Origin of the sequence: Acinetobacter sp. YH12070, from assembly GCF_013419625.1 — a bacterium.
Taxonomy (GTDB): Bacteria; Pseudomonadota; Gammaproteobacteria; order Pseudomonadales; family Moraxellaceae; genus Acinetobacter; species Acinetobacter amyesii.
Genome location: NZ_VOZT01000059.1, coordinates 1 through 19064, shown reverse-complemented (window position 1 = coordinate 19064; position 19064 = coordinate 1). Strand labels below are relative to the sequence as shown.

At 41.8% G+C, this 19064-nt stretch carries 15 protein-coding genes, 6 tRNA genes and 3 pseudogenes; 15 read left to right on the top strand and 9 right to left on the bottom strand.

From position 1 onward, the window contains the following. Both FTU17_RS14450 and FTU17_RS14445 read right to left on the bottom strand, forming a co-directional pair. Positions 1-86: pseudogene (locus FTU17_RS14450) on the bottom strand (IS1595 family transposase); the annotation flags it as partial. A gap of 34 nt (positions 87-120) precedes the next feature. Then, positions 121-801, bottom strand: a pseudogene (locus FTU17_RS14445) (metal-dependent hydrolase); the annotation flags it as partial. Positions 802-946: 145 nt separating this feature from the next. Here FTU17_RS14445 and FTU17_RS14440 point away from each other — a divergent pair. Continuing rightward, a complete protein-coding gene (locus FTU17_RS14440) occupies positions 947-1975 on the top strand; it encodes an AraC family transcriptional regulator (RefSeq protein WP_180135832.1) in 1029 nt (342 codons plus the stop codon). An 84-nt stretch (positions 1976-2059) separates the two neighbouring features. On the opposite strand, the gene FTU17_RS14435 is transcribed toward FTU17_RS14440, so the two are convergent. Next, complete coding sequence (locus tag FTU17_RS14435; RefSeq protein WP_180135830.1) at positions 2060-3394, bottom strand: Na+/H+ antiporter NhaC family protein; 1335 nt, start codon at positions 3392-3394, stop codon at positions 2060-2062. A gap of 363 nt (positions 3395-3757) precedes the next feature. Here FTU17_RS14435 and trpA point away from each other — a divergent pair, with 363 nt between their 5' ends. The 4 genes from trpA to FTU17_RS14415 are packed head-to-tail and all read left to right on the top strand — an operon-like array spanning position 3758 to position 7672. Continuing rightward, entirely contained in the window at positions 3758-4561 is an 804-nt protein-coding gene (gene trpA / locus FTU17_RS14430; protein ID WP_180065259.1) for a tryptophan synthase subunit alpha, read from the top strand. Then, on the top strand, positions 4558-5454 hold the full coding sequence (accD, locus tag FTU17_RS14425; RefSeq protein WP_180005414.1) for an acetyl-CoA carboxylase, carboxyltransferase subunit beta: 897 nt from the start codon (positions 4558-4560) through the stop codon (positions 5452-5454). Before trpA ends, accD begins: the two co-directional genes overlap by 4 nt. Next, the gene (folC, locus tag FTU17_RS14420; RefSeq protein ID WP_180049949.1) at positions 5451-6734 is read left to right on the top strand and encodes a bifunctional tetrahydrofolate synthase/dihydrofolate synthase; all 1284 of its coding nucleotides are present in this window, start codon (positions 5451-5453) and stop codon (positions 6732-6734) included. Before accD ends, folC begins: the two co-directional genes overlap by 4 nt. After that, a complete protein-coding gene (locus FTU17_RS14415; protein WP_180135828.1) occupies positions 6731-7672 on the top strand; it encodes an SPOR domain-containing protein in 942 nt (313 codons plus the stop codon). The genes folC and FTU17_RS14415 overlap by 4 nt, the downstream gene beginning before the upstream one ends. Positions 7673-7692: 20 nt before the next feature. On the opposite strand, the gene FTU17_RS14410 is transcribed toward FTU17_RS14415, so the two are convergent. The 3 genes from FTU17_RS14410 to FTU17_RS14400 all read right to left on the bottom strand — a co-directional run bounded on the left by FTU17_RS14410 (position 7693) and on the right by FTU17_RS14400 (position 10039). Further along, the gene (locus FTU17_RS14410; protein ID WP_373684074.1) at positions 7693-8232 is read right to left on the bottom strand and encodes a dual specificity protein phosphatase family protein; all 540 of its coding nucleotides are present in this window, start codon (positions 8230-8232) and stop codon (positions 7693-7695) included. A 49-nt stretch (positions 8233-8281) separates the two neighbouring features. Beyond that, positions 8282-9109: an MBL fold metallo-hydrolase gene (locus FTU17_RS14405; protein WP_168378781.1), complete on the bottom strand. Its 828-nt coding sequence runs from the start codon at positions 9107-9109 to the stop codon at positions 8282-8284. Between the two features lie 294 nt (positions 9110-9403). Continuing rightward, positions 9404-10039 carry a peroxiredoxin gene (locus FTU17_RS14400; protein ID WP_078194127.1) on the bottom strand — a complete coding sequence of 212 codons (636 nt, stop codon included), beginning with the start codon at positions 10037-10039 and terminating at the stop codon, positions 9404-9406. Between the two features lie 337 nt (positions 10040-10376). On the opposite strand from FTU17_RS14400, the gene secA reads away from it, so the two are divergent. The 10 genes from secA to FTU17_RS14350 all read left to right on the top strand — a co-directional run bounded on the left by secA (position 10377) and on the right by FTU17_RS14350 (position 17031). Continuing rightward, positions 10377-13100, top strand: coding sequence for a preprotein translocase subunit SecA (gene secA, locus FTU17_RS14395; protein ID WP_180011742.1), 2724 nt, complete (start codon positions 10377-10379; stop codon positions 13098-13100). A 144-nt stretch (positions 13101-13244) separates the two neighbouring features. Further along, entirely contained in the window at positions 13245-13601 is a 357-nt protein-coding gene (locus FTU17_RS14390) for a hypothetical protein (RefSeq protein ID WP_078191213.1), read from the top strand. Between the two features lie 160 nt (positions 13602-13761). Beyond that, positions 13762-14982, top strand: coding sequence for a bifunctional glutamate N-acetyltransferase/amino-acid acetyltransferase ArgJ (gene argJ, locus FTU17_RS14385; protein WP_180005408.1), 1221 nt, complete (start codon positions 13762-13764; stop codon positions 14980-14982). A gap of 153 nt (positions 14983-15135) precedes the next feature. After that, complete coding sequence (gene nadA, locus FTU17_RS14380) at positions 15136-16203, top strand: quinolinate synthase NadA (protein WP_078191211.1); 1068 nt, start codon at positions 15136-15138, stop codon at positions 16201-16203. Between the two features lie 154 nt (positions 16204-16357). Then, positions 16358-16434, top strand: a tRNA-Pro gene (locus tag FTU17_RS14375). Between the two features lie 45 nt (positions 16435-16479). Beyond that, positions 16480-16556, top strand: a tRNA-Arg gene (locus FTU17_RS14370). Between the two features lie 44 nt (positions 16557-16600). Further along, positions 16601-16676, top strand: a tRNA-His gene (locus tag FTU17_RS14365). Between the two features lie 3 nt (positions 16677-16679). Continuing rightward, a tRNA-Pro gene (locus FTU17_RS14360) sits at positions 16680-16756 on the top strand. A 105-nt stretch (positions 16757-16861) separates the two neighbouring features. After that, positions 16862-16937: transfer RNA gene (locus tag FTU17_RS14355), tRNA-His, on the top strand. Positions 16938-16954: 17 nt separating this feature from the next. Further along, positions 16955-17031, top strand: a tRNA-Pro gene (locus FTU17_RS14350). 114 nt (positions 17032-17145) lie between these two features. Here the strand turns inward: FTU17_RS14350 and FTU17_RS14345 are convergent. The 3 genes and pseudogenes from FTU17_RS14345 to FTU17_RS14335 all read right to left on the bottom strand — a co-directional run. Then, on the bottom strand, positions 17146-17625 hold the full coding sequence (locus FTU17_RS14345; RefSeq protein ID WP_180135824.1) for an OmpA family protein: 480 nt from the start codon (positions 17623-17625) through the stop codon (positions 17146-17148). Positions 17626-17633: 8 nt separating this feature from the next. Then, positions 17634-18851 (bottom strand): diguanylate cyclase domain-containing protein, encoded by a 1218-nt coding sequence (locus FTU17_RS14340; protein ID WP_180135822.1) that lies wholly within the window; start codon positions 18849-18851, stop codon positions 17634-17636. Positions 18852-18964: 113 nt separating this feature from the next. Next, positions 18965-19064, bottom strand: a pseudogene (locus FTU17_RS14335) (IS1 family transposase); the annotation flags it as partial.

Sequence of the window (19064 nt, the reverse complement as noted above, 5' to 3'; positions counted from 1 at the left end):
GCTGTTTTAGAAGCAGGAATATCAATGCAAAAGCACTGAATAATTTTTTTAATCTTATAGTGACTTAATTTACTGTTTTCTATCATGATTCTAGACTAACATATCTATTCTGCTAGTCTAGAGCCTTAATTTTAAACGTTCAGTGAAGCTGAACCCGTCATGTTTCAGCATCACATTAGCACGGTATAAGGTAAAGCCAAGCATCAATCCACTGGTCCAGACCAAAGTAAATTTCTTTAGATTTTCATCGACCTTAGCCACATCTTTCATCACATCAAAAGCCACATCGCGATGTTCCATTTCTTCTATCGCATGCCAAATAAATAATGCACGGACATAAGGATGCGCAGATTCTAAGACGGACTTTTGGCTACAAAAGGTTTCAGCCATCAATGCAGTCAAATGCTCGGCAGAAGCCGTCATGGCAATGTTGTATTCAGGTGAGCGTTTGCTCAGTTCAAATTTAAAAATTTTATTTAGACGTTTAATGAACGCATCGACAGGCATGCCTTGTTGTTTCATCAACATATTCATTTTGTCATGCGCCATACCGTGCTGCGCTTCTTGACGAATAAAGTCAGCGACACGTTGTTGTAAATCAGGGTCTTGAATTTGACTGCGGAACAGACGTACAGATTCAATAAAATAGCGCTCGCCATCAGGAAAGGTCAGGCTCAAGGCATCAAACATACGTGTTAAAAAGGGGTCTCCGCCAAACCAATAGCGCGGGATTTCTTCTAACTTAAAATTTAGCTTTGTGCGAACAATGGGTTCGACTTGATATTTGACGATAGCATTCATGATATTTTTTCTGTGCGAGTCGTGTTGATTGCAGTATGTCGGAGAAATTGCACTTTGTTTTGACAGATATTGCCAATTTTTATACATTTTACGCCATGATGAAAATATAAAATGTCAGAATTGGCAGGTCAGAAAGAGGGGCGAGATGGCTGAAATTCAGATCCCAAATGGTTACTTCCAACTATGGAATATGGTCTTAATTGAGCGTGAATTAAACTATACACAGCTTGAATGGATTGCGCCGTATGCTGCGCAAATTCAGCATGTGCTGTCTTTGCCGATCGACTCTCAATCGCCGAATTCTTTTTTTAACAGCATCATGCAACTGACTCAGCAGCATCTGGATTGCCCGCAATTGGTTTTTGAAATGGCCAAGTATATTCGTGCGGAGCATTTTGGGGTGTTAGGCTATATGGCGACACTGAGTAATAGCGTAGCAGATGCTTTGCAATATGTGATGCGGTTTAGTCGTTTGGTGATTGATGGCGCGCAAATTGTGCCGATGAATATGAGCCATCAAGATCATCAAATTATACTGTCTTGGCCACAGCATGATGATGAATATGCGTTGGTGAATGAATTGACCATGGCCTGTATGGCACATTTGGCCAAGCAAATTTTTCCAGATTCTTTAAAGTTACTCCGCATTCATTTTGCACATGTGCCGCGGATGGCACGTTATCACTATGAAAAGTTTTATGGTTGCCAAATGGAATTTTCGACCCTTAAATATTCATTTGTGATTCATGCAGACAGTTTGGATTTAAAGTCAGAACTTGCTGATCCGTCACTGATGCAATTGTTATTACGTCAGGCCGAAGAGGCGATCGCCGCTCGTCCGCAACATGCAGATCCAATTCTACAGATGCAACAATGCATCGCTGATCATCTCAAACGAAAACAGCAAGCCCCTAAAATAGAGTGGTTAGCAGAGGACTTACATCTGTCAGTCAGAACCTTGCAACGACAGTTAAAGGAGAAAGACACTTCGTTTAAACGGCTTTTGGAGCTGGAACGGATGAAACGCTGTGAATATCTACTTTCACAACAAACCCATTTGACGGATATCGCGTTGCAGTTAGGATATTCAGATCAGTCTGCTTTGGCACGTGCTTTTAAGGCATATAGCGGAGAGACATTATTAGCGCGAAAAAAAGCCTTGAGATTAGAATAAAACCTGCAGATTGCTCGTTAAGAAAAGCCTTTCAAACAACATTAAAAAAAGCGGTCAAACGACCGCTTTTCTTTAAAGCCAAACTTATGCCGCAGCTTTTAATTTTGGATACCGAAGTAAAATGGCAAGGATGGCAAAGATTGCCAAGACCCAACAGTAATACACACTACCAATCAGTTCCACAGGTGAAAGTTTTGCGATCGAACAAGCCAGTAACAGCTGTGCACCATAAGGAATGAGACCTTGGACTACGCAAGAGAAAATATCCAAGAGCGCAGCAGCACGTTTAGGGTCTACACCATATTCTTTGGCGACTTCACGTGCCATGTCACCAGATAAAATAATTGCGACAGTGTTGTTTGCTACAAATAGGTTAGAGAAAATCACCAAGAAACTGATACCAATTTCACCTGCGCGTTCAGCACCAACTTTAAAGCAGCGTGTAATGCTGTAAATACGTTGAATCAGCCATTCTAAACCGCCTTCTTTTTGCATAATGGCAGAAATACCACCTAAGAAAATAGAAAGCAGGGCAACTTCAAACATGCCGGTAAAGCCCTCATAAATAGAATTATTTAAGCTTAAAAAATTAAATTCAGGTTGAATCACCAAACCAATCAAACCAGACAGTAAGACACCAATAGTCAGCACAGCAAGCACGTGCAAACGTGAAAAGGCCAAAATAAATACGGCTAAATACGGCAGGATTAGCCACGCATTATAAGCTTTGTGTTCAATCGCTTGTGAACCTTGACTCATAATTAAATAGATACAGATGCTGACGATCGATGCAGGAACAGCAATCCAGACATTGACCTTAAATTTATCGCGAAGTTGAACTTTTTGACTGTTCGTTGCAGCAATGGTGGTATCTGAAATCATCGACAGATTATCACCAAACATAGCACCACCGACCACAGCACCAATGGCATACACCACTTCAATTTCGGTGACTTGAGTAAAACCAAAGGCAATTGGCGCGCAGGCTGCAATGGTGCCCATGGAGGTTCCCATCGCTGTGGCAATAAAGGCCGCAATAATAAACAGCATAGGCAGCACGAACTCAGGCGCAATTACCGATAGTCCGAATTGCACTGTTGCATCGACACTACCGATGGCACTGCTGACACTGGCAAAAGCACCAGCGAGCATAAAGACCATGAACATTAAGATCAAATTCGGGTGGCTGGCACCTTTCATAAATGTATCAATCGCGTCATTTATCTTGCCGCGATAGAGCAAAATTGCCAATACAATTGCAGGAAGAGCAGCGACTGGGGCTTTCACTTGATAGAACGCAAACTCAGTTCCAATGATGGAATGGTAAATACCACTGCCCAAAAAAATGGTCAGAAAAACAATAAGCGGGAGCAGTGCAAATGCCCGAGCAGGCACTTTCACTTGTGAATCGGAGGACATAGGAGATAAAAAAATAAAAGTATGCGGCTAGTATAAAGCAGGTTTTGCAATTTAAGGAAAATTAAAATGTAAATGCTAAGCCTGTTATTTTTAACATTTTTTTGATGATAAAATTAAGTTAATCTAAAACCTTATAATTTTGCCAGATCCTAAAATTAGGCATCTTTGATCATTGTGAAAAAAACTGAAATATCGGTAAATGATGCTTTCGGGTTGTTCTGGAAAATTATGTTTGCATGAGAAATGCCGACTGAGGATTGTATACCCTGTTCAATGGGTAAAAAATAGCGTTACAATGCGATGTCTTGTATTTCGACAAAACCCACATCATAGTTTTGATTCATTCAAGGAAAGTATAACCCTATGTCACGTTTAGCCACTCGATTTGGAACGCTTAAATCTCAACAGCGTAAGGCCTTGGTTTCTTATGTTATGGCTGGTGACCCTCATCCACAAGTAACGGTACCTTTGTTACATCAAATGGTTGAGGCAGGTGTAGATGTGATCGAATTGGGCCTTCCATTTTCAGACCCAATGGCGGATGGTCCTGTTATTGCACTTGCCGCTGAGCGTGCACTTGCTGCAGGAACCAATACTCTAGATGCCTTGAACATGGTGAAAGAGTTCCGTAAAAACGATACAGAAACACCAGTAGTACTGATGGGCTATTTAAACCCCGTTGAAGTAATCGGCTATGAAAAGTTTGTTGCCTATGCACATGAATGCGGTGTAGATGGCGTGCTCTTGGTGGACCTTCCACCAGAAGAAGCAAAAGATCTAGATGCAGTATTGAAAAAATACGACATGGATCAAATCTTCTTACTTGCGCCAACATCCACTGATGAACGTATTCAGCATGTGGTGAAACAAGCCAGTGGATTTATCTACTATGTTTCTTTGAAAGGTGTGACAGGTGCAGCGACTTTAGACGTTGCTGAAGCTGCGGCACGTATTCAAAAAATCAAATCGTATAGTCAGGTACCTGTCGGCGTTGGCTTTGGTATCAGTGATGCAGCATCGGCGAAAGCCATGGGTGTTGCTGCGGATGCGGTAATTGTAGGTAGTGCTTTTGTTAAACAATTTGCAAACTTAGCGCCAGAACAAGCTGTAATCGAAACAGTGAATAAAGTGAAGGAGCTTCGAGCTGCGCTCGATGAGTTAGTATGAGTCAAGACGCAAAAACAGGCAAAATTCTGAGCGCATCTACGCCATGGACAGAGCGTGCGGTACCAGGTATTCATGTACCTGATGAACAGCAAGCATTAAAGGCGACATTTACTGAGCCGACGATTGAATGTCCTGAGTGTCATGCACTTGTGACTCGTACTGCGATGTCATTTAATGCCTACGTTTGTCCACAGTGTGATGAACACTTGCGAATGAAAGCACGTGATCGTTTGAACTGGTTCTTTGACCAAGTACAAAAAGAATTGGGTCAAGAATTTAAAGCCAAAGATCCACTTAAATTTGTAGATAGCAAAGCGTATCCAGACCGTATGTCTGAAGCGCAGAAAAAAACCGGTGAAACAGAAGCTTTAGTGGTAATGCAAGGAACGCTGAAAGGCATTCCAATGATTGCGACCGCTTTCGAGTTTGATTTCATGGGCGGTTCAATGGGCACAGTGGTCGGTGACCGTTTTGTTCAAGCGGCTGAACTTGCGATTAAAGCTAAACAACCGCTTATTTGCTTCGCTGCCTCTGGTGGTGCGCGTATGCAAGAAGGTATGTTGTCACTCATGCAAATGGCGCGTACTTCTGCAGCCATCCAAAAAATGAAAGATGCAGGCTTGCCTTATCTAGTGGTATTGACACATCCAGTTTATGGTGGTGTGACTGCATCATTGGCAATGTTAGGCGATGTTCATCTGGCTGAGCCGAAAGCCATGATTGGTTTTGCTGGTAAGCGTGTAATTGAGCAAACTGTACGTGAAAAATTGGAAGAACCGTTCCAACGTGCAGAATACTTGCTTGATCATGGTGTAGTCGATCAAATTGTCCACCGTCATGCATTACGTGATACAGTTTATCGTATTGTAGCGAAATTGATGAACTTGCCTTGAACACAGCACCATTTGCATCTGATTCTTTAAGTACATGGCTCGATTATTGGAGCCATGTTCATGTTACGGGTATTGATTTGGGTCTGGAACGGGTGATTCCTGTTGCGGAACGACTCGGTGTAACCCAGCCTGATGCGAAAGTGCTGACGGTCGCGGGAACAAACGGTAAAGGTTCAACCACGACCACTTTGGCTGCGATTTTAAATGCCCAAGGGTATAACGTGGGGCTATACCAATCACCGCATATCTATCGATTCAATGAACGTGTAAAGCTTCAAGGTGTTGAAGTGGCCGACCAAATCCTGATTGATGCTTTTGTAGCCGTTGATCAGGCGCGTCGTGAATGTGAATTAAGTTTATCTTTTTTTGAAGCGACCACTTTGGCCGCTTTTGTTATTTTTAAACAGCAACATTGCGATGTATGGGTACTTGAAGTAGGCCTAGGTGGTCGACTTGATGTGGTCAATGTCGTCGATCCAGATGTTGCAGTGATTACCAATATTGGTTTAGACCATACCGATTGGTTGGGCGACACCATTGAAAAAATTGCTTTTGAGAAAGCAGGAATTATTCGTCCAAATATTCCCGTAATTTTTGGCGGGCAGCAAGTTTTGCCTGAAGCCATTCGTCAAAAAGCAGAAGATTGCCAAGCTGCTTTACATGTACTCAATCGTGATTATTTTTATCAGTACAGTGATGACGGACAATCTTGGATGTTTGCTTCATCAGGTACAACTTTAAAACTGCCCGTGGGTTCTTTGGCGCTCGAAAATATCTCTACGGCTGTAGCAGCAATATTGGCCAGTGGTTTAGTGGTCTCTCAGCAGTCGATCGCTCAGGGGATTATCAATGCCAAGTTACAAGGCCGTTTTGAAGTTAGAGAAATTGCAGGTAAAACGGTGATTTTCGATGCGGGACATAACCCGCATGGTGTTGAATTTTTGTTAAAGCAATTGCGAAATTTCCTCCAGTACAATAAACAATACACAGAAGTGATCAGCGTTTTCTCCATGCTGACTGATAAAGACATAAATTCTGTCGTTAACTTATTGAAAGATACGGTAAGAATGTGGAAAATTGCACAATTAAATGTGCCACGTGCGGCATCTATCACACAATTGGATAGCGCACTGCAGCATCAAGTCGTAGAACATTATGACAATGTGCAATTAGCTTTTAAGTCCGCGCTGGAAGAAACAAAGAATAATCAGCTGATTCTGGTATGTGGTTCATTTCATACCTTAGAAGCGGTATGGGAGTATCTGGAAGAATGTCAATGAATAACAAACAACGCTGGATGGGTGGTGTTGTTTTATTAGGTGGTGGTGTACTGCTGGCCGCACTTTTACTTAAAGGCAAAGAAGAAATACATCAAAATCAAAGCCAAACCCCTGAAATGGCTCAAGTTGAGCAACAAGGTCAGGGTGCGGGTAAAATGTCATCATTGACTGTTGATGTTGAAACTGAAAAGCGTTTGCTCGAAGAACAACGACGTACCCGTGAAAAATCGGTTGCGGAGCAAGAAGCACGTGCAGCAGAATTTTTAGCGATGCAACAACAAGCGGAAGCGGATGCAGCACGTAAAGCAGCAGAAGAATATGCAGCTTTAAACGCACATCGTTCAGCTCAACAAAGTTCGGATAATATTCCTCCCGAATTGGTTGAAGATGAAAAAGCCAAGCAAAAGCGTTTAGCTGAGGATAAGTTGGCGGCTCAAAAAAAGTTAGAGACTCAGTCGGCGCAGCAAAAGGCTGATCAGGCACGTATCGCAGCAGATAAACAAAAAGCCGAAGCAAAACGTAAAGCGGATGCTCAAAAAGAAGCTGAACGTAAAGCACATGCTGAAGCTGAGAAAAAAGCAGCAGATAAGAAAGCAGCCGAAGCGAAGCAACAAGCTGAAGAAAAGCGTAAAGCCGAAGCCAAGAAAAAAGCTGAAGCTGAAAAAGCACGTGATCTGTTGGAAAATGGCGATAAGCAATGGATGGTACAAGTTGCACTGGCTGCCAATGAAGCCAATGCAGATGCCGTCGCTGCAAAATTACGTGCAAAAGGCTATAAAGTGACGAAGAGTCCTACATCTAAAGGCATTCGTATTATGGTTGGCCCTTCGAAGGACCGTGATGCTGCGGACGCAACACGTAAAAAGATCAATTCAGATGCAAGTTTGAATATGAAATCGGCTTGGGTGATTGATTGGGTACCTCTCGATAAACGCTAAGTTTATTTGAGGAATGACCTTTAATAAGATGGATTCAGTAGTTGTTGCTGAATCCATTTTATATTTTCAGGGCTGAATAAACGGTCAATATTTTTCCAAATAGGGTGGAAGCCATAGCCACCTTGTTTCATTTCACGCTTTGCTTCCTCAATGGACCAATGCTGAAAAATAATTCGGTACATTGCCACACTCGCACCTGTACAGTCTGAGCCGTGGTAGCAATGGATTAACACTTTTTGCTGCTGTTGTTCAGCTTCTTTTATGGTTTTCATCACCGTCAGTAAATCTTCACGATCGATTTGCCACGTGTGTATCGGAATATGTACAAATTTAACCTTTTGCGTATCAATGACATTGTTTAAGCGTTCTGGGTCATGGTGCCGTGAACGTAAATTTATGATCACATCGATGTGCTGTTCTCGTAGAACAGGGGCGAGATCTACATCAGGTTGTTCACTGCGAAATACTGTTGGGCTGATTTGATAAAAATTATGCTGTTGATGAACGACTTTTCCCCAATGCTTAGGACGTTCATTTAACGGTAATGGATTTGATGTCATGCAACCCGTGAAGCTGAAGCTAACACTAAGGAGGATCATTGGCAGGATTTTAGCGGTCATTGCTTGTGTTCTGATAGCGAGCGAGTTCGAATGGGTCATGTGCGCAGATGAGATCGATGTCCGGATGCTGTGCTAACTGCTGAATCTTATGAAGTGTGTGCAGTCGCTGTGTATTGTCGGTGGCAAATAAACGCTCAAGCTGATTTAAGGCCCGCGAATGAAAATTTGGATTTAATTGATGCTGTGAGTAATAAGCATCGCCGCAATATAACAACCAGCGATGGTTGTTTTTAATCGCAATACCGGCATGACCCGCGGTATGTCCCAAAAGTGGGAGCATTAAAATATCCTCTTGAAAAATAGATAGACCGGCAGTGTGCTCTAAGTTAAACCATGCTTGCGTCCCGATGTTTTCGATAAAGTTCCAATAACGATGCTGTTGGAACTGCTGTGGTCGATAGCGCAGTCGTGATTTAAGGTTGTGAAGATTTTGAGTGGCGTTATATTCACTGGCTAAGACATGCACGGTCGCCTGCGGAAAATCTGATATCCCGCCAGCATGATCAAAATCTAGGTGTGACAACAAAATGTGTTGAACATCTTGAGCCCTATAGCCTAATTTTTGAATTTGATGAATCGCACTTAGTTGCGGATTAAATTTGATCTGCGCTGTGCGTGAAATAAACCGACCTAAACGATTTTGTGGATGTATATAATCTTGTAAGCCCAGTCCTGTATCGACTAAGACGAGCCCTTTATCTGTTTCAATGAGCAGGCAATGACAGACCAAATGTGCGCGAAAGCCTTTCTGTCCAAATAAAGGGGCACACGTTGGACAAAAACTACCACAATGTAAATGATGAATTTGATGAATCACGGTTTGTTGTTTTCAAGTTTTTCTTAGTTATAACGGAATTGTGATGTTTAACCAATCTAATCCCAGAGAGGAATTTGTAATCAAAAAAAAGCTCATCCGAAGATGAGCAGGTTGGAGAATGCCAGAACGGGCTCGTAATTCGTTCTGAGGGGAAAACTATAAGTAACTATGGTTATGATTCTGAGTTGGGTCAGGTGCTGCACTTAAAAATAGTTAAATTTGTACCTTCGCTTTGGTCACTCACAGCAGAGCTTCTTATCTTGCGCTCGGACAGCGTAATGCTCCGTTTTATCCTCACTTAGGTTGAGGCGTTAAACGAAGGTAAGGCGTAACTGCGTTATATCCTTGAGGAAAGCGTTGTTTGATTTCCTCTTCATCTTTTAATGACGGCACAATCACCACATCTTCACCTTGTTGCCAGTTGGCCGGTGTTGCAACTTTATGGTTGTCTGTCAGTTGCAAAGAGTCAATGACACGTAAAATTTCATGGAAGTTACGCCCTGTAGATGCAGGATAAGTAATGATTAAACGGACCTTTTTATTTGGATCGATGATCACCAAAGAGCGAACAGTTAATGTTTCGCTGGCATTGGGGTGAATGAAATCATAAAGGGTAGACACTTTACGGTCTTTGTCTGCAATGATCGGGAAGTTCACCGTGGTATTTTGAGTATTATTAATGTCATTAATCCAACCATGATGCGACTCAACATCATCAACAGACAGGGCAATGGCCTTGACACCACGTTTGCTAAATTCATCTTTTAGTTTTGCGGTAAATCCAAGTTCTGTGGTGCAGACTGGGGTGTAATCGGCTGGATGCGAAAATAAAATGCCCCAACTGTCACCTAAAAAGTCATAAAAATGAATGCTGCCTTCGCTTGAGTCTTGAGTAAAGTCTGGTGCAGTATCACCTAAACGAATCGTCATGGAATATCCCCGTATTTATTGAATTTGTTTAACTCAAAAATAAATATGAAGGATTTTTTTTATGATTAAAAATAGTGTTTTTTCATTTCTTTATGAATATATTTCATATAAAACAGTTTTATTGGGGGATAAATGCGAAATATCTCACGACAGAGTCACTATGTTGTCTGCAGAAAATTTGTTACATTAGCTTGCCTTAAGTCTCCGGGGCTAGAACCCGAGCGCAGAATATTTAAGGGGATTTTTGTGCAAAACCCTTGTACTTCGAATTTCTAGCACCATAATAACGACTAAGAAAATATATTCATTTGACAAGCAAGATTTAGAGAGTCTATTCATGTTGGCAAGTCTGATCGGAGGAATCTTCGGTACCAAAAATGAGCGCGAACTCAAACGCATGCGTAAAATCGTAGAGAAGATTAATGCGCTCGAGCCGACGATATCTGTTCTAAGCGATGCAGACTTATCTGCAAAAACTGAAGAATTCAAAGAACGTTATAAAAAAGGCGACAGCCTTGATAAATTATTACCTGAAGCGTTTGCTGTTTGTCGTGAAGCTGCAAAGCGTGTCATGGGCATGCGTCATTATGATGTACAGCTGATTGGTGGTATTACTTTACATGAAGGTAAGATCGCAGAGATGCGTACCGGTGAAGGTAAAACCCTCATGGGAACGCTTGCTTGTTACCTCAATGCGATCAATGGTGAAGGTGTTCACGTGATTACGGTGAACGATTACTTGGCGCAACGTGATGCTGAATTAAACCGTCCATTATTCGAATTTTTAGGTTTAAGCATTGGGATTATTTACTCAATGCAAGACCCAACTGAAAAAGCTCAAGCGTATCGTGCTGACATTACTTACGGTACCAACAACGAATTCGGTTTCGATTACTTGCGTGACAACATGGTGTTTTCTGCTGCTGAGAAAAAACAGCGCAGCTTAACCTATGCCATCATCGATGAGGTCGATTCGATCCTGATTGATGAGGCACGTACACCTTTGATCATTTCTGGTCAATCAGAAGACTCATCACAGTTGTATGCTGCCATTAACAGCATTCCACCAAAACTTCATGCACAAAAAGAAGAGAAGGTACCAGATGGTGGTCACTTCTGGATTGACGAAAAACAGCGCTCAGTAGAAATGACCGAAGTCGGTTATGAAACTGTTGAAGCTGAATTGATTCAAATGGGCTTGCTTGCTGAAGGTGAAAGTCTATATTCATCTGCTAATTTAAACTTGGTGCACCATGTTTCTGCGGCCATTCGTGCGCATTACCTATACCAACGCAACGTGCATTACATCATCCACGAAGGTGAAGTGATCATTGTCGATGAAAACACTGGTCGTACCATGCCGGGTCGCCGTTGGTCAGAAGGTTTGCATCAAGCAGTGGAAGCAAAAGAAGGTTTGGAAATTCAACCTGAAAACCAAACTTTAGCAACTACAACATTCCAGAACTATTTCCGTCTATACAAAAAATTATCAGGGATGACGGGTACTGCAGATACTGAAGCTGCAGAGATGAAAGAAATTTATGGCTTGGATGTTGTACTTATTCCAACCCATCGCCCGATGATTCGTAATGACCAAAACGATTTAATTTATTTAAATCGTGAAGGTAAATACAACGCCATCATTCAAGAAATTCAACGTGTTCATGAGGCGGGTGTTGCACCGATCCTGATTGGTACAGCAACCATTGAAGCCTCTGAAATTTTATCAGATAAGCTGAAAGAAGCTGGTATTCAACATGAAGTACTTAATGCGAAACAACATGAGCGTGAAGCGGATATTATTGCGCAAGCGGGTTCACCTCGTGCAGTGACCATTGCGACTAACATGGCTGGTCGTGGTACTGATATTCTGTTAGGTGGTAACTGGAAAGCGTTGCTGGCGAAGATTGAAGAGCCGACTGAAGCAGATGAAGCACGTTTGAAAGCAGAGTGGGAACAAAATCATGAAATGGTGCTGAACTCTGGTGGTTTACACATCATTGGTTCAGAACGTCATGAATCTCGTCGTATTGATAACCAGTTACGTGGTCGTGCGGGCCGTCAAGGTGACCCAGGTGTATCACGTTTCTACTTGTCGCTTGAAGATGACTTGATGCGTATCTTCGCGGGTGATCGCGTAGTTGCAATGATGCGTGCCATGGGTCTGAAAGAAGATGAAGCCATTGAACATAAAATGGTGTCACGTTCGATTGAAAATGCACAACGTAAAGTTGAAGCACGTAACTTCGATATTCGTAAAAATCTATTGAAATACGATGACGTAAACAACGAGCAACGTAAGATTATTTACTCTCAACGTGATGAAATTCTTGAAGAAGCATCATTGCAAGATTACATCGAAACAATGATTCACGATGTGACTAAAGGCATGATCGAAGTATATATTCCACCCGAGTCTATTCACGATCAATGGGATATTGAAGGTCTTGAAAAAGCACTTCGTGAAGATCTATCGATTGAACTGCCAATTTCACAGTGGCTAGAGCAAGATCGTCGTTTAGATGAAGAAGCTTTGGTTGAACGTATTACTGATGAAGTTCTTCAGCACTACCGCTCACGTCGTACGCAAATGGGTGACGAAACAGCTGCAATGCTAGAACGTCACTTTATGCTGAATTCATTGGACCGCCATTGGAAAGAGCATTTGGCAGCGATGGATTACTTACGTCAAGGGATTCATTTACGTGGTTATGCGCAGAAAAATCCTGAGCAAGAATACAAAAAAGAAGCCTTTAACTTATTTGTAAACATGCTTGCGGTGATTAAGTCAGATGTCGTGACAGATTTATCTCGTATTCATGTACCAACAGCCGAAGAACTTGCAGAAATGGAAGCTCAAAAACAGGCTCAAGCAGAATCAATGAATCTTCAATTGTCACACAATGACTTTGATAATTTATTGGCTGAAGCTAATGGTGATGACATTATCGATGCGCAATATACACCTGCAGAGCAAGTGATTGTGCCACCGGAAAGCCGTAACTCACCGTGCCCATGTGGTTCAGGTCTGAAATATAAACAGTGTCACGGTAAAATCTAAACGACATTGCTTAATTTCAAATAAATCAGAGCCTTCGCGCTCTGATTTTTAATTTACACTGCTGATCTGACCTGAATAGTATTTGCAGTTCAGCAGATTAAATGTTATTTAGTTTCTATCAATAACCGTAAGACGGAAAAGACAATGAAAAAAGTACTAAAACCGTTCATGATTGCTGCTTTGGCTTTGCCAACTTTTGCCTTTGCAAACGCTCCTCAGACGACTTCTGTCGAGAAAGTTCAACAAGCAGTTGGTCCAACAACAACTCAAGTACAGGTTGGTACTGACGGTCAAGTGACTGTAGCAAGCCCGCGTACGGGTATTCGCTATACCTTTGCCAATCCAAATCGTCCGATCGTATTGCAAACTGCGAAAATTGCAGCAGCCAATGCGGCGAATGCTGACCGTATTGTGGCTGAAAACCCAGCACTTTCTGCTGCGAGTCAACAAAAAGCGAAACAAGTGCTTCTTGATGAAGCAACTCAGCTGGCGCGTAACTAATTTACGACGAACAGTGGTAAAGACCAGTCGGAAGACTGGTTTTTTTATGTGCAAAAGAAATCCACAATAAAATTACAGCAAAACCGTGCTTCTGCTCGATTTTTTATAGTTTTTGCACTAAGCTGTATTTTTTATAACTCATATAGTTGGACGTTGAAAAATGGCAGTTGGTGACGTATCTATGCCACAGATGCATGTGGTGAAAGGTGTAAAAATCGGTTCGGCTGAAGCGTATGTGCGCTATCAGAACCGACGTGACCTTGTCATTTTTGAATTTGCTGAAGGTTCTAATGTTGCAGGCGTTTTTACTCAAAATGCATTTTGTGCAGCGCCGGTTCATATTTCGAAAGCGCACTTATTAGCAGGTAATCCACGTTATTTAGTGATTAACACCGGAAATGCCAATGCAGGTACTGGCAAAATCGGTATGGCAAATGCTGAAGCGACATGTGCGAAACTGGCGGAACTGGCAGGTGTTCAAAATACAGAAGTCCTTCCTTTTTCAACGGGTGTAATTGGCGAGCAATTACCTATTGATCGTTTGGTTCAAGGCTTGCAACCCGCATTAGATAGTTTACAAGAAGATGCTTGGTTGGATGCGGCAACAGGCATTATGACCACAGATACCACACCTAAAGGTGCATCTGAGCAGTTTGAGCTAGATGGGGTTCTGTATACCATGACTGGTATTTCTAAAGGTGCAGGCATGATTCGTCCAAATATGGCGACCATGTTGAGTTATGTAGCAACTGATGCACCCATTAGTCGTGAGTTAGTGCAACAACTTTTGAAAACCACAGTTAACCTGTCGTTTAACCGTATTACGGTGGATGGTGATACCTCAACGAATGACTCATGTATTTTGATTGCAACGGGTCAAGCTGGTGGCGTAGAAATTACTTCAGAAACAGATTCACGTTATGCTGCTGTTTTAGACGTGTTAACACGTGTGATGAAACGTCTTGCACAGCTCATTGTTCGTGATGGTGAAGGTGCGACGAAGTTTATTACTGTGGCGGTAGAAGGCGGTGCAGATACTCAAGAATGTTGTGATATTGCTTATAGCATTGCACATTCACCGTTGGTTAAAACTGCAATCTTCGCATCAGATCCAAACTGGGGTCGTATTTTGGCAGCAATTGGTTATGCCGGTGTGCCAAACTTAGATGTTGAAAAAATTCAGGTCTGGTTGGGTGATGTTCAAATCTGTAAAGATGGTGGCGCAGCAGCAGATTATACCGAAGCAGCAGGGGCTGCGGAGATGGAAAAATCTGAAATCACGATCCGTGTAGATTTAGGGCGTGGCAGTGCTCAAGATACTGTGTATACCTGTGATCTGTCGTATGACTATGTCAAGATTAATGCAGATTATCGTTCATAAGATATTTGATGTTTTTGAAAAGCCTCCGTTGTGAGGCTTTTTTATAAGTGGAACTTTTTAATGACCGGTAAAAAATAGCCAAGTGCCATATTTATGGGTCAGTTGTGAAGCACCTGTGTAGTAGCAGGCATTAAGGGTAGAGAAGACGTTGTGATGAATAATGCAAACAACTTAATTGCAAATGAAGCAAAATCAATTGTACAAGCGCATTTGGATCGTTTGGGCGATGTTAAAGAGCATCACTTAACGGAAGCTGCAAAGCTTGAAAAGTTTGAATTAATTAAAGCGGAACTCAAAAAACGTAACGCTGTCCTTGTTGCACACTATTACTGTGATCCTGAAGTGCAGGAACTAGCAGAACTGACCGGTGGATGCGTTTCGGATTCACTTGAAATGGCACGTTTTGGTCGGGATCATGAAGCAACAACGTTGGTGGTTGCAGGCGTGAAATTCATGGGGGAGACCTCGAAGATTTTATCTCCTGAAAAAACTGTATTGATGCCAACCCTAGAAGCAACATGCTCACTTGATTTGGGCTGTCCTGTCGATGAATTTACCAAATTTTGCGATGCACATCCGGATCATACGGTTGTGGTATATGCCAATACCTCGGCAGCAGTGAAAGCGCGTGCAGATTGGGTGGTAACCTCGAGCTGTGCTGTTGAAATTGTTGAGCATTTAGATAGTTTAGGTGAAAAAATTATTTGGGCACCCGATCAGCATCTCGGTCGCTATATTCAAAAGAAAACCGGTGCAGACATGTTGCTATGGGATGGGGCATGTATTGTCCATGAAGAGTTCCGTGCACGTGGTATTGCCAATATGAAAGCGCTGTATCCCGATGCAGCAGTTTTGGTGCATCCAGAGTCACCAGAATCTGTGGTGGATATTGCAGATGCCGTCGGTAGCACCTCGCAATTGATCAAGGCTGCACAAACCTTGCCACACGAACGTTTAATCGTGGCAACAGATCGCGGTATTTTTTATAAAATGCAGCAAGCTGTGCCGAATAAAATTCTCATCGAAGCACCGACGGCAGGTGAGGGAGCGACATGTCGTTCATGTGCGCATTGCCCTTGGATGGCGATGAATGAATTGGATGGCATTCTGGAAGTTTTACAAAAAGGTGATCAGGAAATTTTTGTAGATCCGGCATTGGCTGAGCGTGCTAAATTGCCTTTAGATCGGATGTTGAATTTCAGTGCCAGTTTAAAACGTTAATTTTTGCTTGAAAAATGATTAAAGTGCTTGATAAATAATCGCTTGAAATGATTTTTTATGTTTTTTTGAAGATAGGTGTTGACGTTAATCAACGTCACGCCTAGAATGCACACCGTACCGCACGATATGCGATACAGCGAAAGCTGAGATGAAACGGAGCATAGCACAGCCTGGTAGTGCACCTGGTTTGGGACCAGGGGGTCGTAGGTTCGAATCCTACTGCTCCGACCAATTTCTCAAGGCAAAAATCGCGTGATAGTCTATGTCATCGGTAATGCGCCTGTAGCTCAGTTGGATAGAGCATCCGCCTTCTAAGCGGATGGTCACAGGTTCGAATCCTGTCAGGCGCGCCATTTTAATGGTGTTCTGATACTAGAATCTGAAACTTGTTGTGATGGTGGATGTAGCTCAGTTGGTAGAGCCCCGGATTGTGATTCCGGTTGTCGTGGGTTCGAATCCCATCATTCACCCCAATTCGGAGCATAGCACAGCCTGGTAGTGCACCTGGTTTGGGACCAGGGGGTCGTAGGTTCGAATCCTACTGCTCCGACCATTTTCTTAAAGAAAACGGTCGATAAAAGATACCGCATACAGCGGTTTTTTTATGCCTGTAATTTAAAATGCGTTATATTGGTTATTCACAAGCAAGAACATGATGGTGGATGTAGCTCAGTTGGTAGAGCCCCGGATTGTGATTCCGGTTGTCGTGGGTTCGAATCCCATCATTCACCCCAACTTTTAAAGTTGAAAGCGGAGCATAGCACAGCCTGGTAGTGCACCTGGTTTGGGACCAGGGGGTCGTAGGTTCGAATCCTACTGCTCCGACCATTTATCTCAAAAGCAATGCTATGAAAAAGATGCCGCATTTAGCGGTTTTTTTATGCCTGAAATTTATAAAAAATAAAAAAGCCACCATAAGGTGGCTTTTCTAAATTCCGCTATTTAGGGAATGATCGTGACATTTACACGACGGTTGATGGCACGATTTGTTTCGGTGTCATTAGAGACCATCGGCTGTTCAGCACCACGGCCAATAATTTGAATATTTGAACTGTTATAACCTTGCTTTAAAAAGACGTTTGCGACGCTTTGCGCACGTTTTTCTGACAGTTGTTGGTTGTAATTGGTTTGTCCAACATTATCCGTATGACCAATAAACTTAATTTTGTTTAGGTCATATTTAATCAGTTGAGTGGCAAGTGTATTTAACTTGCCTTGTTGGTGGGGTTGAATTTGATAATCATCAAAACCAAATAAAAGACGTTCTGGTAGGGCAAGTGTCCAACCATCATTGGTTAAGACAAAACCTTCTTTTTTAAGCATGCGTGCTTGTTTGTAGCTTAAGTTACCTAAACTCATGCAGGCTGTCATAGTGGCCGTGAATGCAAGTATAAATAAAACTTTAAATGCGTTCTTTAACATAGCAAATCCTATGAGTTGGGGCGTTGTGGTGCAATGCACCAATGATTATTCGAAAGTTTAGCATCATACATGGCGCGATCCGCATCTGCGATTAGATCTTCTGGCGATTTCGCATTTTGGATCAGTGCCACACCAATATTTGCTTGTAACGCAATATTATGTTGCTCATAAACAAATGTGGAACCATAGCATTCATGTATTTTGTGACAATAGACTTCGAGTTCTGTCAGGAAATTTAAGCGATTGATAATAATTGCAAATTCATCACCACCGAGTCGCGCAACGAAAGCATCATCTGGCAGTGCTTGTTTTAAACAATGTGATGAGGCACGCAGTACTGCATCCCCAGCTAAGTGTCCATATTGGTCATTCACATGTTTAAAGTTTTCAATATCTACAAAGAACACAGCAGCATTCGCTTGTAAGTCAAAAAGTTCAAATAGCTTTTCATAAAAATAATTACGATTTGGCAATTGGGTTAATGCATCATGACGTGCTAGATGAATAAGTTTGTCATTTTCTGAAATTAAGTTTTTATTCGACTGTTCGATTTCACTGAGTAAGCCATTAAAGGCGGTACTAAGCGCGTGTAATTCTTGAATATCGGAATTTGAAACCCGCATTTTATAATCTTTCTTAATGCTAATGGTCTGAGCAGATTCAACAATAGAGCGAACGGATTGCATTAAGTATTGATAAACAGAATTCACCGACCAAAATACGGTAGCCAATAAAAGAATAAAACCTAAAAATAAACCCAATAAAATTTTATGGAAGAAACTAACTAAATCTGAAGAGTTTCCATATACGATTAGTTCACCATAACTTTTCTGATCATGATGGATATCTAAACGAATCGGTTGGCTAAAAAAGAAATAATCCAAAATCGCTTGGCTGGAAAAAGTTGAAATTTCTTGTTGTTCAGTATGTGCGAGCGAGGCATTTTGATGGTTAGTAATTTCTATCGATCGAATGGGATACAGTCGAGTGTATTCGTTTAAAATTTGACGCATCGTTGTTTGGTCATTAAACACCACAGCAGGTTGAACGCGTTCATTTATTGCATTCGATAAAATCGTTAAGCTGTTTTTTGCATAGGTATGCATAGTATAAGTGGAAATAACCAAAAAAATCGCAGAACAAATCGTAAAAGTTAAAGCAAAGATAGTGAGCTGCGAACGCGTAAATAATTGGTGTAATGTAATTGGGTTATAGAGTTGTTTCATTCAGCTGACTCCGAGGACTTCGCCAGTAATAAAACGCGTGGATCAATATGTATTTGTGACTGCGTTAAGCTTTCCATATTAATTTTGGTGGTGTTTCAAAAAGTATGCTGACATTAAATGAAGCCATTATTGATGTAAAAAAAGGTTAAGTCGAAAGCTTTAAAATGGTTTTCAATCTTTTTTGAAAAATTACAACTCCTTCTAAAACCGCGC